Origin of the sequence: Geodermatophilus obscurus, assembly GCF_900143215.1 — a bacterium.
Taxonomy (GTDB): Bacteria; Actinomycetota; Actinomycetes; order Mycobacteriales; family Geodermatophilaceae; genus Geodermatophilus; species Geodermatophilus obscurus_A.
Genome location: NZ_FRDM01000011.1, coordinates 83,240 through 98,219 on the forward strand (window position 1 = coordinate 83,240; position 14,980 = coordinate 98,219).

Genomic DNA, 14,980 nt, shown 5'->3' on the forward strand with positions numbered 1-14,980 from the left:
GGGTGCGGGCCGTCGCCGTCTCTAGCGCATCTCGGCCAGGAGGGCGTTGAACCCGGCCACCGGGTGGCGCTCCCGCCGGGCGCCGACCGCCAGCAGCACCACCCCCACCGCGAGCGCGCCGGACACGGGCAGCGGCAGGGCCAGCACGGCCAGCCCGAGGGCCAGCGCGACTGCCGTCCAGGCGGCGATGACCAGCGGCGCGCGCACCGCCCGCCACGCCGCCACGCCCATCACCGTGGCGGCCACCAGCAGCACCAGCACCGGCCGGGTGCTGCCCGGCGCGACCACCGCCCATCCCACCGACGGGACCGCCGCGACCAGCAACCCCGGGCCCCACGCCGGCCAGGACGGCCCGGCGGCCAGCCGCGGCCCGGCGGCCAGCAGCAGCCCCAGCGCGGCCGGCAGCGTGTAGGCCTCCACGACCGACGAGCCCGCCAGCGCGGCGGCCGTCCACGCGGCGCCCACCAGCTGGGCGGCCCCGGCCCGCCACGCGGGGGACCCCTCCGGGGCGCCGTTCCGCGGATCCGGCGTGTACCAGGCGTGCCAGCCCCAGGCACAGGTCACCAGTCCCTGCGCGGCCAGCTGGACCGCCAGTGCACCGCGGTCGCGGGCGGCCACCAGCAGCACCACCGCCAGCACCGCGCAGACCGCACCGGTGACGACGGTGGCCCGTCGCGTCTGCGGGTCGAGCACCAGCCCGGCGCCCAACGACGCCGCGTAGAGGACGCCGAGGCAGACCGCGGCCGCCCCGGCGCCCACCAGCCCGCTCGCGACGGCGACCAGTGCGGCACCGGCCAGGCAGCCGACCGCGGCGGGCGCGGCCACGGGCCGGTCGTCGCGCCGCAGCGCCGCGACCAGCACGCACGGCAGCGCGGTGAGCACCAGCAGGAGGACCAGCTCCAGCCACCGCGACCCGGCGACCAGCCGGCCGACGCTCAGCACGACCAGCGTGCCGCCCGCCGCGAGGGCTGCCGGGAGGAACAACCCGCGCACCCAGCCGGTGAGCAGCGCCGCGGCGGCCGAGGCGAGCAGCACCCCGGTGTAGCCGGCGAGGAGCACCGCGCCAGGTCCTGGAGCGCCCAGCGCGCCGCCGAGCGCCGCCCCCGAGACCGCACCGGCCAGGACGGGGACGGCACGCGGCGGCCCGAGCAGCGGCTCCAGGACACGGTCCAGCCGGGCGACCACCAGCTCGAGCGCGGCGGCGACCGTGAGCGCGGCCGAGGTCCAGCGGGCGCCCGCGTCGGCGGTCCACGCCGTCCCCACGGCACCGACCACGCCGGCGATCCACCACGGCGCGGTGGTGACCAGGGCGACCCGGGCGACGAGCCGGCGGGCGCCGAGCGCCACGCCGAGCCCGACCAGCGCCACGGTCAGCATCCCGACGGTGCGGTCGTCGGCCTCCGCGCCGGCGAGGGCGCGCAGCGCGGCCAGCTGCGCGGTCAGCCAGGCGGCCAGCGGCCAGGTCGCCGGGCGGCGCAGCAGCCGGGCGAGGACGAGGAAGACGCCGCTGAGCACCAGCGGCGGGACGACGGAGCCGCGCAGCAGGGGGGCTCCCGCATCGGCGCCCAGCACGGCCAGGGCCACCGCGGCAGCGGCGAGGGTCTCCTCGGTGGCGCGCAGCCGGGCGTAGGAGCCCCAGGCCGACGCGCCCGCGGCCGCGGCGGCCAGCGCCAGCAGCAGCACCCGGGCCGACCCGCCGCCGTAGACCGCGGCCGCCGCTCCGCCGGCGCTGACGACCAGCACGGCGCCGACGACGAGCAGCAGCTGCGGCGGCCGGGCGCGGTAGGGGAGCGGTGGCACCGGCGCAGAGCCCACGACGTCCCCCTCCCACGTCCGTGCGACCGGTCCACGGTAGGGCGGGGTACCTCCGGCCGCGCTCCCGACGACGCTCCCGACGACGCTCCCGACGACGCTCCCGACGACGCTCCCGACGACGCTCCCGACGACGCTCCCGACGACTCAGCGCATCTGCGCCACCCAGGCCACCGCCTCGCGGGCCTGCTGCCGTCGGCGCTCGTAGGTCGCGCCCAGCGCCAGCAGGAGCAGCCCGACGACCGCCAGCGTCAGCCACCGCGGGGCCAACGGGGCGTAGGGGGTCAGCCGGCCCAGCACGACGAAGGCCAGCGACGCGGCGCCCACCACGAACGGCGCCTGCCGGTGGGTGAGCGTGCCGACGGCGGTCAACGCGCCGGCGGCCAGCACCACGAGCACCAGCCGCGGCGCCGACGGGTCGGCCACGACGACCAGCGCCGACGGAGCCACCGCGGTGCCCACCGCGGCGCCCTCCGCCGCCCACGACCGGGCGCCGGCCCGCAGCCGCGGCAGGGCCACGACGAGCAGCCCCACCGCGGCCGGCAGCGTGTAGACCTCCACCGTCTGCACGGCCGCGCCGCCCGCGGCCACCCAGCAGGCGGCCACCAGGTCCGCGACGGCGAGCAGCGCCACGTCGCGGCGGGCGGCGACGAGCGCGTACGCGCCGCCCGCGGCACCGGCGATCGCGAGCTGGACGGCCACCTGCCCCCAGGCACCGGTCTCGGCGGTCGACACCGCCGTCACCAGCGTGGCCAGGGCGGCCGCGCCGGCCGCGGCCGGCTCCTCGGGCGTGCCGGCCCGGGCTGCGGCCAGGGCGAACCCGGCCGCGGCGACGAGCACGACGAGCAGACCGGCGACGGCGGTGCCCAGCCACCCCTCTTCGCGGGCGAGCAGGACCGCGACGACCGGGCACAGCAGCGCCGCCCCCACGGCCCGCGGCCGGATCGCGACCAAGCGGACGGCGGCCAGTGCCGCGGGCACCGTGCCGGCCAGGACCACCAGGCCGAGGACGCCGAAGCGGCCCTCCCCCGCCAGCAGCGCCGCACCGCCGGCGATCAGCAGCCCGCCGGAGGGCAGGACCGCGGCCAGCAGGGTCCGCCGCGGGGCGGCGGGCACGGCCGCGGTGACCAGCAGCAGCCCCAGCGCCGCGGCGGCGACCCGCCCGGCGAGGTCGGCCCGTGCCAGCGCGCCGGTCAACGCCACGGCGGTGCTCGCGGCAGCGGTGCCCGCGAGGACCGGGGCGCCGGGCAGCCGGCCGGCCAGCCGCGCGTCCTGGCGGAGCAGCAGCCCGACCGCGCCGGCCGCGGCGAGCAGCGCCGTCGCGGTCCACGCGTCGACCGCCGTCCCCGTCCAGGCGAGGAGCACGCCACTCCCCGCGGCGCCTACCGCCCACAGGCCGGCCAGCGACTGTGCGAGGGGCGCGAGGACCGCGCGCAGTCGCAGCAGCACGACGACGTCGAGCAGCGCGGTGCCCAGCACCGCGGCGACCCCGGCGGACCCGGCGATCGCTTCCTCGGGGACCAGCAGCAGCGGAACGAGTTGGACGGCGAGGAGGGCGACCAGCGGCCAGGTGACGGTGCTGTGGGTCAGCCGGCCGAGGCCGAGAGCCACCGCCGCGACTCCGACGCAGGAGAACGCGGTCCACAGCCGCACCGGGACGCCGTCCAGACCCCACAGCCCCAGGGCGTGCGCCGCGCCGAGGTCGACGGCGAGCAGCGCGGCGCCGGCGGCCGCCAGCGCCTCCTCGGTGGCCCGCAACCCGCGCCGCGCCGTCCACGCCGAGACGCCGCAGGCGGTGGCGGTGACCGTCGCCATCACCGCGGACTGGAAGACCAGGCCGAGGCGGGTCCAGGCGACCGCGACGAAGGCGATGCCCGCGGCGACGACGAGCAGCGCGCCCAGCCCGAGGAGCACCTGCTGCGGGCTGACCCGGCGCGGTGGCCGGCCGAGCGGCGCAGGGACCGACAGCGGCCGCGGTGGTGCGGCGGCGAGCGGTGGCGCCGCGGGAGTCGGTGCGGGGACCCGGAGGACGGGGGTGGCGGGTGCTGCGGACGGGGCAGCGGCCGGCGGCGACGGTGGGTGCCCCGTCGTCGCCGTCCGCAGAGCGGCCAGCAGCCGGTCGCGGTCGCGCGCCAGCTCGTCGATGGTCGCGTCGATGCGAGCCACCACGCGGGCCGCCTCGCCGACGGCGGGCAGGCCGCACGACGGGCACGGCGCCGGCCTCGGCCCGGCGCTCGGCAGCCCGCACACCGGGCACGGCGGGCTCCAGGCCGGACCGGACGTCGAGGTCATGGCCGAGATCGTGTCCCGTCGCCGGCCGCCGTGGGAGGCGGTTCGCCCGTCTGTGGACAGCGGCTGCCGCCGACGTCACCCGGAACGCGGTCGGGAACGGGCGCCGGAGCGCCTATCCTGGGATCAGTGATCACGACGACCGGCCTCGAGCTGCGCGCCGGGGCCCGCGTCCTCATCGGGGATGCGAACCTCCGCGTGCAGCCCGGCGACCGCATCGGTCTCGTCGGCCGCAACGGCGCCGGCAAGACCACCACCCTCACCACGCTGGCCGGCGAGCGGCTCCCCCACGCCGGCAAGGTGGAGGTCACCGGCGAGATCGGCTACCTGCCGCAGGACCCGCGCAGTGGCGACCTCGACACCAGCGCGAGCGACCGCGTGCTGTCCGGCCGCGGGCTCGACCTGCTGCGCGCGCAGATGACCAAGGCGCAGGTCGCGATGGCCGAGCCCGCGGACGACGCCGAGCGCGACCGGGCGGTGCGCCGCTACGGGCGGCTGGAGGACCAGTTCGCCGCGCTCGGCGGGTACGCCGCCGAGAGCGATGCGGCGCGCATCTGCACGGCGCTCGGCCTGCCCGACCGCGTGCTGGGGCAGCCGCTGCGCACCCTCTCCGGCGGTCAGCGGCGCCGGGTCGAGCTCGCCCGCATCCTCTTCTCCGACGCCGAGACCCTGCTGCTCGACGAGCCCACCAACCACCTCGACGCCGACTCGATCACCTGGCTCAAGACGTTCCTGGCCGCGCACAAGGGCGGGCTGATCGTCATCAGCCACGACGTCGAGCTGCTGGACGCCGTCGTCAACAAGGTGTGGCACCTCGACGCCAACCGGGCAACGGTCGACGTCTACAACCTCGGGTGGAAGCCCTACCTCGCCCAGCGGGAGACCGACGAGCGCCGGCGGCGGCAGGAGCGGGCCAACACCGAGCGCAAGATCGACGCGCTGACCGCGCAGGCGGACAAGATGCGCGCCAAGGCCACCAAGGCCAAGGCCGCGCAGAGCATGGACAAGCGCGCGCAGCGGCTGGCCAGCGGCCTGGAGGAGGTCCGCGTCGCCGACCGGGTGGCCAAGCTGCGGTTCCCGACGCCGGCCTCCTGCGGCCGGACCCCGCTGACCGCCGAGGGGCTGTCGAAGAGCTACGGCTCGCTCGAGGTGTTCACCGACGTCGACCTGGCCGTCGACCGGGGCGCGCGGGTCGTCGTCCTCGGGCTGAACGGCGCCGGGAAGACGACGCTGCTGCGCATGCTGGCCGGCGCCGAGGTGCCCGACACCGGCGAGGTCAAGCCCGGGCACGGGCTGCGCGTCGGCTACTACGCGCAGGAGCACGAGACCCTCGACCACGACCGCTCGCTGCTGGAGAACATGCGCGCGGCCGCGCCGCAGAGCACCGACACCGAGCTGCGCCGCATCCTGGGCGCGTTCCTGTTCTCCGGCGACGCCGCCGACCAGCGCGCGGGCACCCTCTCCGGCGGTGAGAAGACCCGGCTGGCGATGGCCACGCTGGTCGTCTCCGGCGCCAACGTGCTGCTCCTCGACGAGCCGACCAACAACCTCGACCCGGCCAGCCGCGAGCAGGTGCTCGACGCGCTGCGCACCTACAAGGGGGCGATCGTGCTCGTCACCCACGACGAGGGCGCGGTGCGCGCGCTGGACCCGGACAAGGTGATCCTGCTGCCCGACGGCACCGAGGACGCCTGGAGCGAGGACCTCGCCGACCTGGTCGAGCTCGCGTAGTCACTGCGGTCCTACCGGACCGCACCGCCACCAGGAGCCGTTCCCGGCCGCCGTGGAGCCCCGGACCCCCGTCCCTGCTCGGGGGAGCCTCCGGCCCCCCGCTCCCAGCGACCGCACCGCCACCAGGAGCCGTTCCCGGCCGCCGTGGAGCCCCGGACCCCCGTCCCTGCCCGCCGCTCGATCGCAGGAGCCTCCGGCCGCTCTCGCGCTGCCTCGCGGGGCGTCTCGCGTCCGCAGCACTCGACGGCGCCGTCCCGGCTGCGCGCATCTCCTCCTTCGCGTGGCCGGTATCGCCCGTCCGGGTGATCATGAGGACGTGGGACGCCGAGGTCAGCGGGGCCCGGCGCCGACGGGACGAGCAGCCTCGGCGGGCCACGGGTCCGCGACCGGTTGCTGACGGAGGGGAGTCATGGCCGACTCGAGCACCGCGGATCTCGGCAAGGGCAAGCGCATCACCGGAGGCGACCGCACGTCGCTGGCCGACGAGTTGCGCAAGCGCTACGACGGCGGCGAGAGCATCCGCTCGCTGGCGTCGTCGACCAACCGGTCGTACGGCTTCGTGCACCGGCTGCTGTCGGAGTCCGGCGCGAGCCTCCGCAGCCGCGGAGGAGCCAACCGGAACAGCAGGAAGAGTTGAGCGGAACCGACCACGGCGGGTGGGTGAGGACGGCGCGGGACGGCGCCGTCCTCACCGTCACCCTCGACCGGCCCGACCGGCTCAACGCGCAGACCCCCGCCACCTGGGAGGCCCTGGCCGCCCTCGGCAGTTCGCTGGACGACGACGTGCGGGTGGTCGTCGTCCGTGGCGCCGGGCGCTCGTTCTCCGCGGGGCTCGACCGCAGCCTGTTCAGCGCCGACCCCGGCACCGCCGGGAGTCTCGGGGAGCTCGGCCGGCTGCCCGCCGAGGACGCCCAGGAGCGCATCCGCCGCTACCAGGCCGGCTTCCGGTGGCTGCGCTCGCCGGGCGTCGTCTCGATCGCCGCGGTGCAGGGGCACGCCATCGGCGCCGGCGCGCAGCTGGCGCTCGCCTGCGACCTGCGGGTGCTCACCGAGGACGCCGACCTGCGGCTGCCCGAGGCGACGCTGGGGCTGGTGCCCGACCTCACCGGCACCAGCACGCTGGTGGAGCTGGTGGGGTACTCCCGGGCGATGGAGCTGTGCCTCACCGGGCGCCCGGTCGGCGCGGCCGAGGCCCAGGCGATCGGGCTGGCCAACGCCGTCGTCCCCGCGGCCGGGCTCGAGGAGGCGGTGGGCGCCCTGGTCGCCGCGATCACCGCGGTACCGGTGGGAGCGAGCCGGGAGACCGCGGCGCTGGTCCGCTCCGCCGTCCGCAACGACCCGGAGAGCCAGGACGCCGCCGAGCGGGCCGCCCAGACCCGCCGGCTGGCCGAGCTGGTCGCCGGGCGCTGAACCGTCGGAGGGGACTGGCAGGCTCCCCCCGGAACAGGCCGCCCGGCAGGGGTGTTGGCCGGTCGGGAGAGGGGGTGGCATGGACGTGAGCGGTCCCATGACCTCCATGGCGGCGATGCGGTCCTTCCGCCGCGACCCGTCGGTCACCGCGCGGGAGCTGCCCAAAGGCACCGTCCGGCGCATCCTCGGCATCGCCCGCCCCTACCGGCGGGAGCTGACCTGGTTCCTGCTGCTGGTCGTCGGCTCCTCGGTCATCGGCGTGCTCACGCCGCTGCTGGCCGGGCAGATCGTCAACCGCATCGCGAGCCTGGAGGGGACGGCGGGGGACATCGTCCGCATCGCGCTGTTCATCGCCGGCCTCGCGGTCATCGACGCGGGCATCTCGCTGGCCACCCGCTGGTTCTCCGCGCGGATCGGCGAGGGCGTCATCTACGACCTGCGCAGCCGGGTCTTCGAGCACGTGCAGCAGATGCCGGTCGCCTTCTTCACCCGCACCCAGACCGGCGCGCTGGTCAGCCGGCTGAACAACGACGTCATCGGCGCCCAGCAGGCCTTCACCTCGACGCTGTCCGGGGTGCTGTCCAACGTGATCGGCCTGGTGCTCACCGCCGGGGTGATGTTCTCGCTGTCCTGGCAGATCACCGCCCTGTCGCTGGTGCTGGTGCCGGTGTTCGTGCTGCCCGCCCGGCGGATCGGCCGGCGGCTGCAGGAGATCACCCGGGAGTCCTACGGGCTCAACGCCTCGATGAACGCCTCGATGACCGAGCGGTTCAACGTCGCCGGCGCGCTGCTGGTCAAGCTGTTCGGCCGGCCCGAGGTGGAGGCCGAGGGGTTCCGCGGCCGGGCTGCGCGCGTGCGCGACATCGGCGTCCTGTCGGCCATGTACGGGCGCACCTTCTTCACCGCGCTGACCCTCGTCGCGGCGCTGGCCACCGCGCTGGTCTACGGCCTCGGCGGCTGGCTGGCCTTCACGGGGTCGCTGAGCCCCGGTGACGTCGTGGCGCTGGCGCTGCTGCTGTCCCGGCTGTACGGCCCGCTGACCGCGCTGTCCAACGTCCGGGTCGACGTGATGAGCGCGATGGTGAGCTTCGACCGGGTCTTCGAGGTGCTCGACCTGCGGCCGATGATCCGGGAGGAGCCCGACGCGGTGCCGGTGCCCGCCGGCGACCGGTCGATCGAGTTCGACTCGGTGTCCTTCGCCTACCCGTCGGCCGTGGACGTCTCGCTACCGTCACTGGAGGACGTGTCGCTGCCGGAGCACGGCGGGCCGACCGCGGTGCTGCACGACGTCTCCTTCCGTGTCGAGCCCGGTCAGCTGGTGGCGCTGGTCGGCCACTCCGGCGCCGGCAAGTCGACCATCGCCAACCTGGTGCCGCGGCTGTACGACGCGACCGGCGGCACGGTGCGCGTCGGCGGGGTCGACGTCCGGCACCTCACCCTGGCCTCGCTGCGCGACGCGATCGGTGTGGTCAGCCAGGACGCGCACCTGTTCCACGACACCATCCGCGCCAACCTGGTCTACGCCCGGCCCGAGGCCACCGAGGACGAGCTGTGGGAGGCGCTCTCCGGCGCCCGGATCGCCGGGCTGGTGCGGTCGCTGCCCGACGGTCTGGACACCGTGGTGGGCGACCGCGGCTACCGGATGTCCGGCGGCGAGAAGCAGCGACTGGCGATCGCGCGCGTGCTGCTCAAGGCGCCGGGCATCGTGATCCTCGACGAGGCCACCGCGCACCTGGACAGCGAGTCCGAGGTGGCGGTGCAGCACGCGTTGGACACCGCGCTGACCGGCCGGACGTCGCTGGTCATCGCGCACCGGCTGTCCACGATCCGCAGCGCCGACCAGATCCTCGTGGTCGACGGGGGTCGCATCGTGGAGTCGGGCACACACGAGGAGTTGCTGGCGCTCGGCGGCCGGTACGCCGACCTCTACCGCACGCAGTTCGCGGTCGGCGAGGGGCGGACGGTCGGCGCGGCGTGACCACTACCGTTCCTCCTGTCCCAGCAACACAGGAGGAGCCAGCGTGACGTCCGCGCACCCGAACGACGCCCAGATCCGCGCGCTCTACGCCCAGTTCCTCGACGGCTGGAACCGGCGCAGCGGCGCCGCGGTCGCCGCCGCCTTCGCCGACGACGGGGACATCATCGGGTACGACGGCACTCACCACCACGGGCGCCTGGCCATCGCCGCCGACTTCCGGCAGATCTTCGGCAGCCACCCGACGGCCGCCTACGTCGCGGTGATCCGCTCCGTCCGGCCCGTGGCGCCGGGCGTCGCCGTGCTCCTGGCGCACGCCGGGATGATCCCGCCCGGGGACAACGACGTCCATCCGCGCTACCACACGGTCCACACGGTGATCGCGGTCGACGAGGGTGCCGGCCGCTGGCGGATCTCCCTGCTGCAGGCCACACCTGCGGCCTGGCACCAGCACCCGGAAGCCCGGGAGGCCCTCACCCAGGAGTTGAGGGGCCTGCTGACACCGCAGTGACCTGCGCTTCGTCGTCCCGGTACAGCGGCTGTAACAAGCACACGAAACGGCCCTCCTCCGTAGTCCCGCCGCGAGCCTGGTGAGGTGCGGGAAGGGCCACCCTGCAGGGGCCCGCGGGCTCCCTGCAGGGCCCCGCCACGCCCCTGCGAGCGGTGGGGGGCAGGGGGTTTCCTTCTCCGAGGCGTGCGGAGAGGGGTGGCCCTTGCTCAGTGCAGGACCTTGAGCCCCACGACGCAGCCGACGATCCCGGCGAGCAGCAGCAGCCGCACTGGAGACACCGGCTCCTCGCCGGTCACCATCGCGATCACGACGGTCAGCACCGCGCCGATGCCCACCCACACCGCGTACGCCGTTCCGACGGGCAGCTCGCGCATCGCGTAGGCCAGCCCCGCCATGCTCAGGACCAGGGTGACACCGAACACCAACGACGGGGCGAGACGGCTGAACCCCTCGGAACGGCCCAGCGCGGTGGCCCACACGGCCTCCAGCACACCGGACACGACGAGCACGAACCAGGACACGACGGCCTCCACAGGCGCCGTCTTGTCGCTGTCCGGGTACGGCACCGCTCGTCCGGGGGCCGGGAGGCGGCCCGACCCCATGGTCCCAGCAGTCGTGCGGGATGTCAGGGGGACCAGGAGGAGACCGCGGCGTCGTAGCGGTCGAGCAGGACGGCGGCGATGCGGTCGTCGGGCAGCAGCGGAGCGGTGACCGTGTCCGCGCCGGCCCCGCCGAGCTTGTCGTGGAAGTGGCCCGGTGCCAGCAGGTAGGCGGCGAGCACGACCTGCCGGGCGCCGGCGGCCCGGGCCGCGGCGACCGCGTCGGGCACCGGCGGTCGCGCGGCCGAGCCGTAGCCGGTGCTCACCGGGCCGGTCCAGCGCTCCTGCAGCGCGGCCGCCGTCTCGTCGACGTCGGCAACCGAACGGGGGTCGCTGGAGCCCGCGGCGGCGAGCACCACGGCCGTGGCCGGGTCGTCGGGGTCGGCGCCGGCGGCGAGCAGCCGGTCGTGCAGGACGGCGACCAGCCGGGGGTCGGGGCCCAGCGGACGGGCGGCGCGGGCCGCGTCGTGCTCGCGCACGGCCCGGGCGATGTCCACGTGCACGTGGTAGCCGCCGGAGAGCAGCAGCGGGACGACCACCGAGGGACGCCCGGCGTCGGCCAGGCCCGCGACGACGTCGGCCACCGTGGGCGGCTGCACGTCGACGAACGCGGCGGTGGTGACCAGGCCGGGGCGCAGATCGCGGGCGGCGAGGGCCAGTTCGGCGACCAGCCGCCGACCGGTGGGGTTGCGGGTGCCGTGCGCGCAGGCGACCAGGATGGGGCTCCCTCGCAGGGCCCCGCCCCGAGCGTGCGAGGGGTGGGGGGCGAGGGGGTCCTTCTTCACGGCGTCCATGGGTTCGCCTCCGCGGCCGCAGCGCTCCTCGCTCGCCGGCGCTCGCTGCGATGCTCACGCCCACGTCGGCTCACGGCGTCCTCAGCCGGCCGCCGTCGACGACGACGCTCGTACCGGTGACGTAGGAGGCGGCGGGGGAGAGCAGGAAGGCGGCCACCCGGCCGAACTCGGCGGGCGCGCCGACCCGGCCCAGCGGGATGGCCGCCTCGGCGTCGGCTCGGGCGCGCGCCGGATCGCCGGAGGCGTCCTCGCGCTCGACGACCAGCTCGGTGGCGAAGGTGCCCGGCAGCAGCCCGACCACCCGGATCCCGCGGGGAGCCAGCTCGTCGGCCAGCTGCTTGGCGGTCATCGCCAGGCCGGGGCGCAGGCCGTTGGAGACCGCCAGGCCGGGCAGCGGGGACCGGGCTGAGGTGGAGAGCACGAAGCCGATCGCGGCACCCTCGCCGAGGTTGGGGACCAGCGCCCGCACCAGCCGGAGCGGGCCGAGCAGCACGCTCTCCACGCCGTCCCGCCAGGCGCCCTCGGCGGTGTCCAGCACGGTGCCCGGACCCGGGCCGCCGACGCTGAGCAGCGCGCCGTCGACCCGGCCGAGCCGGTCCCGGGCGGCCGCCACCAGCCGGTCTGCCGTGTCGGCGTCGGTGAGGTCGGCGGCCAGGCCGTGCGCTGCCGGTGGCCCGCCGAGCGCGGCGACGGCGGCGTCCACGGCTCCGGCCGAGCGTGCGTTGAGCAGCACCCGTGCCCCGTCGGCGACGAGGGCCTGGGCCGCCGCGAACCCCAGCCCCCGGCTCGCGCCGGTGACCAGGTATCCGCGGCCGCCCAGGCCCAGGTCCATACGGGAGATCAGCCGCGCAGCGAGCGCAGCACGTACTGCATGATCCCGCCGTTGCGGTAGTAGTTCGCCTCACCGGGGGTGTCGATCCGGACGGTGGCGTCGAACTCCACGTCGCCCGCCTCGACCTTCACCGTGCGCGGCGTCTCGCCGTCGTCGAGCGCGGTGATCCCGGTGATGGTGAACTCCTCGTCGCCGGTCAGGCCGAGGGACTCGCGGTCCTGGCCGGCCGGGAACTGCAGCGGCAGCACGCCCATGCCGATGAGGTTGGAGCGGTGGATCCGCTCGTAGCTCTCGGCGATGACCGCCTTGACGCCCAGCAGCGCCGTCCCCTTGGCCGCCCAGTCGCGCGAGGAACCGGAGCCGTACTCCTTGCCGGCCAGCACGACCAGCGGGATGCCCTGCTCCTGGTAGGCCTGCGAGGCCTCGTAGATCGACGTGGTCTCGCCGGTGAGGTGGTTTTTGGTGACCCCACCCTCGGTGCCGGGCACCAGCTGGTTGCGCAGCCGGATGTTGGCGAAGGTGCCGCGGATCATCACCTCGTGGTTCCCGCGCCGGGAGCCGTAGGAGTTGAAGTCACGCCGCTCCACGCCGTGCTCGCGCAGGTACGTCCCGGCCGGGCTGTCGGCCTTGATCGATCCGGCCGGTGAGATGTGGTCGGTGGTCACCGAGTCACCGAGCACGGCGAGGGTGCGGGCGCCGGTGATGTCCTGCACCGGGGCCGGCTCGGCCGGCATGCCCTCGAAGTACGGGGGCTTGCGGACGTAGGTGCTCTCCGGGTCCCAGGCGAAGGTGTCGCCGGTCGGCGTGGGCAGGTTCTGCCACTGCTCGGTGCCGGCGAAGACGTCGGCGTAGCTGCGGTCGAACATCTCCGCCGAGACGGTCCGGTCGATGACCCGCTGGACCTCCTGCGGGGAGGGCCAGATGTCGCGCAGGAAGACGTCGTTGCCGTCCGCGTCCTGACCCAGGGGGTCGTTGTTCAGGTCGACGTCCATCGACCCGGCGATCGCGTAGGCGATGACCAGCGGCGGGCTGGCCAGGTAGTTCATCTTGACGTCGGGGTTGATCCGGCCCTCGAAGTTCCGGTTGCCCGACAGCACCGAGACCACCGCCAGGTCGGCCTCGTTGACCGCCTGGCTGACCGGCTCGGGCAGCGGGCCGGAGTTGCCGATGCAGGTGGTGCAGCCGTAGCCGACCAGGTAGAAGCCGAGCTTCTCCAGGTACGGGGTGAGCTCGGCCTTCTCGTAGTAGTCCATGACGACCGCGGACCCGGGGGCCAGCGTCGTCTTCACCCACGGCTTGCTGGTCAGCCCGCGCTCGACGGCGTTCTTCGCCAGCAGCGCGGCGCCGATCATCACCTGCGGGTTCGAGGTGTTGGTGCAGGAGGTGATCGCGGCGATGACCACGTGGCCGTGGTCGACGAAGGTCTCGGTGCCGTCCTCCATGACGACCTTCGTCCGCTTGGAGGGGCGCTCGGCCACGGGGGCGTGGTCGTAGTGGTGCGGCTGCCCCTCGGCCCCGTTGCCGTGCTCGGACGGGGCGGCCGGGTCCGAGGCCGGGAAGGACTCCGCCGACGCCTCGTCGACCGACGACTGGACGCCGAACGGCTTCTCCTGTGCAGGGACGCCGGGCTTGCGGTCGTCGCCACCGGTCTGGTCGGCCTGGACGTAGTCGGCCAGCGCGGCGCGGAAGGCGGGCTTGGCCTCGGTGATGGCGACGCGGTCCTGCGGCCGCTTGGGGCCGGCGATCGACGGGACGACGGTGGCGAGGTCGAGCTCCAGGTACTCGGAGAACGCCGGCTCGCGCGACGGGTCGTGCCAGAGGCCCTGCTCCCTGGCGTAGGCCTCGACGAGCGCCACCTGCTCTCGGCTGCGGCCGGTCAGCTGCAGGTAGGTGATGGTCTCCTGGTCGATGGGGAACATCGCCGCGGTCGAGCCGAACTCCGGGCTCATGTTGCCGATCGTGGCGCGGTTGGCCAGCGGTACGGCCGAGACGCCCTCGCCGTAGAACTCGACGAACTTCCCCACCACGCCGTGCTGGCGCAGCATCTCGGTGATCGTGAGCACCAGGTCGGTGGCGGTGGCGCCGTCGGGCAGCTCGCCGGTGAGCTTGAAGCCCACGACCCGCGGGATGAGCATCGACACCGGCTGGCCGAGCATCGCCGCCTCGGCCTCGATGCCGCCGACGCCCCAGCCCAGCACGCCCAGGCCGTTGACCATCGTGGTGTGGCTGTCGGTGCCCACGCAGGTGTCGGGGTAGGCGACCACGCGGTCGCCCTCCTGGCGCGGGAAGACCACGCGGGCCAGGTGCTCGATGTTGACCTGGTGGACGATGCCGGTGCCCGGCGGGACGACCTTGAAATCGCTGAAGGCGCCCTGGCCCCAGCGGAGGAACTGGTAGCGCTCGCCGTTGCGCTGGTACTCGATCTCGACGTTGCGCTCGAAGGACTCCGGCGTGCCGAAGACGTCGGCGATGACGGAGTGGTCGATGACCAGCTCGGCCGGGGCCAGCGGGTTGATCTTCTGCGGGTCGCCGCCGATCTCGGCCATGGCCTCGCGCATGGTGGCCAGGTCGACGATGCACGGGACGCCGGTGAAGTCCTGCATCACCACCCGGGCCGGGGTGAACTGGATCTCCTGGTCGGGCTCGGCGTTCGGGTCCCAGTTCGCGATCGCCCGGACGTGGTCGGCGGTGATGTCCGCGCCGTCCTCCGTGCGGAGCAGGTTCTCCAGGAGGACCTTGAGGCTGAAGGGCAGCTTCTCGGAGCCCTCCACCGCGTCGAGCCGGTAGATGTCGTAGTCGGTGCCGTCGACGCTCAGCGTCGCCCGCGCTCCGAAGCTGTCCTTGCTGGCTGCCACTTCTCTGCGCCTACCCCTCAGCTGTCGTCCGCGCTGCTTGCCACCCTGCATCATCCCAGGGCCCCGCCATCCTGCAGAGGTGAGGCGACCCTTCCCTTCCCCCGAGGAGCCCGCCGTGGTCTCCCGGTGAGCAGGTGAGCCGATCGATCCGGCTCCCGGCTCGGCACCGGTG

General features: G+C 75.2%; 11 protein-coding genes and 1 riboswitch. Of the genes, 5 read left to right on the forward strand and 6 right to left on the reverse strand.

Features of this window, described 5'->3' with window-relative positions; all coding sequences use genetic code 11:
* Positions 1-21: 21 nt before the first annotated feature.
* Positions 22-1,815 carry an SCO7613 C-terminal domain-containing membrane protein gene (locus BUB17_RS26855; protein WP_175561353.1) on the reverse strand — a complete coding sequence of 598 codons (1,794 nt, stop codon included), beginning with the start codon at positions 1,813-1,815 and terminating at the stop codon, positions 22-24.
* Positions 1,816-1,959: 144 nt separating this feature from the next.
* A complete protein-coding gene (locus BUB17_RS12570; RefSeq protein ID WP_072918426.1) occupies positions 1,960-4,104 on the reverse strand; it encodes an SCO7613 C-terminal domain-containing membrane protein in 2,145 nt (714 codons plus the stop codon).
* A gap of 126 nt (positions 4,105-4,230) precedes the next feature.
* On the opposite strand from BUB17_RS12570, the gene BUB17_RS12575 reads away from it, so the two are divergent.
* The 5 genes from BUB17_RS12575 to BUB17_RS12595 all read left to right on the forward strand — a co-directional run bounded on the left by BUB17_RS12575 (position 4,231) and on the right by BUB17_RS12595 (position 9,728).
* Positions 4,231-5,832, forward strand: a complete 1,602-nt coding sequence (locus BUB17_RS12575) for an ABC-F family ATP-binding cassette domain-containing protein (RefSeq protein ID WP_072918428.1) — start codon at positions 4,231-4,233, stop codon at positions 5,830-5,832.
* A gap of 409 nt (positions 5,833-6,241) precedes the next feature.
* The gene (locus BUB17_RS12580) at positions 6,242-6,469 is read left to right on the forward strand and encodes a helix-turn-helix domain-containing protein (RefSeq protein ID WP_072918430.1); all 228 of its coding nucleotides are present in this window, start codon (positions 6,242-6,244) and stop codon (positions 6,467-6,469) included.
* Complete coding sequence (locus BUB17_RS12585; RefSeq protein WP_072918431.1) at positions 6,466-7,242, forward strand: enoyl-CoA hydratase/isomerase family protein; 777 nt, start codon at positions 6,466-6,468, stop codon at positions 7,240-7,242. The genes BUB17_RS12580 and BUB17_RS12585 overlap by 4 nt, the downstream gene beginning before the upstream one ends.
* A 79-nt stretch (positions 7,243-7,321) precedes the next feature.
* On the forward strand, positions 7,322-9,220 hold the full coding sequence (locus BUB17_RS12590; protein ID WP_072918433.1) for an ABC transporter ATP-binding protein: 1,899 nt from the start codon (positions 7,322-7,324) through the stop codon (positions 9,218-9,220).
* Between the two features lie 43 nt (positions 9,221-9,263).
* Entirely contained in the window at positions 9,264-9,728 is a 465-nt protein-coding gene (locus tag BUB17_RS12595) for an SgcJ/EcaC family oxidoreductase (protein ID WP_072918434.1), read from the forward strand.
* 206 nt (positions 9,729-9,934) lie between these two features.
* Here BUB17_RS12595 and BUB17_RS12600 read toward each other — a convergent pair whose 3' ends face one another.
* The 4 genes from BUB17_RS12600 to BUB17_RS12615 form a co-directional block, all read right to left on the reverse strand.
* Positions 9,935-10,249, reverse strand: coding sequence for a DMT family transporter (locus BUB17_RS12600; RefSeq protein ID WP_175561356.1), 315 nt, complete (start codon positions 10,247-10,249; stop codon positions 9,935-9,937).
* Between the two features lie 11 nt (positions 10,250-10,260).
* Positions 10,261-10,326: riboswitch (guanidine-III (ykkC-III) riboswitch) on the reverse strand.
* 27 nt (positions 10,327-10,353) lie between these two features.
* Complete coding sequence (locus BUB17_RS12605) at positions 10,354-11,121, reverse strand: sirohydrochlorin chelatase (RefSeq protein ID WP_244277184.1); 768 nt, start codon at positions 11,119-11,121, stop codon at positions 10,354-10,356.
* A 70-nt stretch (positions 11,122-11,191) separates the two neighbouring features.
* On the reverse strand, positions 11,192-11,953 hold the full coding sequence (locus BUB17_RS12610) for an SDR family oxidoreductase (protein WP_072918438.1): 762 nt from the start codon (positions 11,951-11,953) through the stop codon (positions 11,192-11,194).
* A gap of 8 nt (positions 11,954-11,961) precedes the next feature.
* On the reverse strand, positions 11,962-14,808 hold the full coding sequence (locus BUB17_RS12615; RefSeq protein WP_244277185.1) for an aconitate hydratase: 2,847 nt from the start codon (positions 14,806-14,808) through the stop codon (positions 11,962-11,964).
* Positions 14,809-14,980: the final 172 nt, after the last annotated feature.

Bases quoted from the DNA above. Each gene is read 5' to 3' on its own strand.
- BUB17_RS12605 (WP_244277184.1), bottom strand. From the start codon at position 11,121: ATGGACGCCGTGAAGAAGGACCCCCTCGCCCCCCACCCCTCGCACGCT.
- BUB17_RS12610 (WP_072918438.1), bottom strand. From the start codon at position 11,953: ATGGACCTGGGCCTGGGCGGCCGCGGATACCTGGTCACCGGCGCGAGC.
- BUB17_RS12570 (WP_072918426.1), bottom strand. From the start codon at position 4,104: ATGACCTCGACGTCCGGTCCGGCCTGGAGCCCGCCGTGCCCGGTGTGC.
- BUB17_RS12580 (WP_072918430.1), top strand. From the start codon at position 6,242: ATGGCCGACTCGAGCACCGCGGATCTCGGCAAGGGCAAGCGCATCACC.
- BUB17_RS12590 (WP_072918433.1), top strand. From the start codon at position 7,322: ATGGACGTGAGCGGTCCCATGACCTCCATGGCGGCGATGCGGTCCTTC.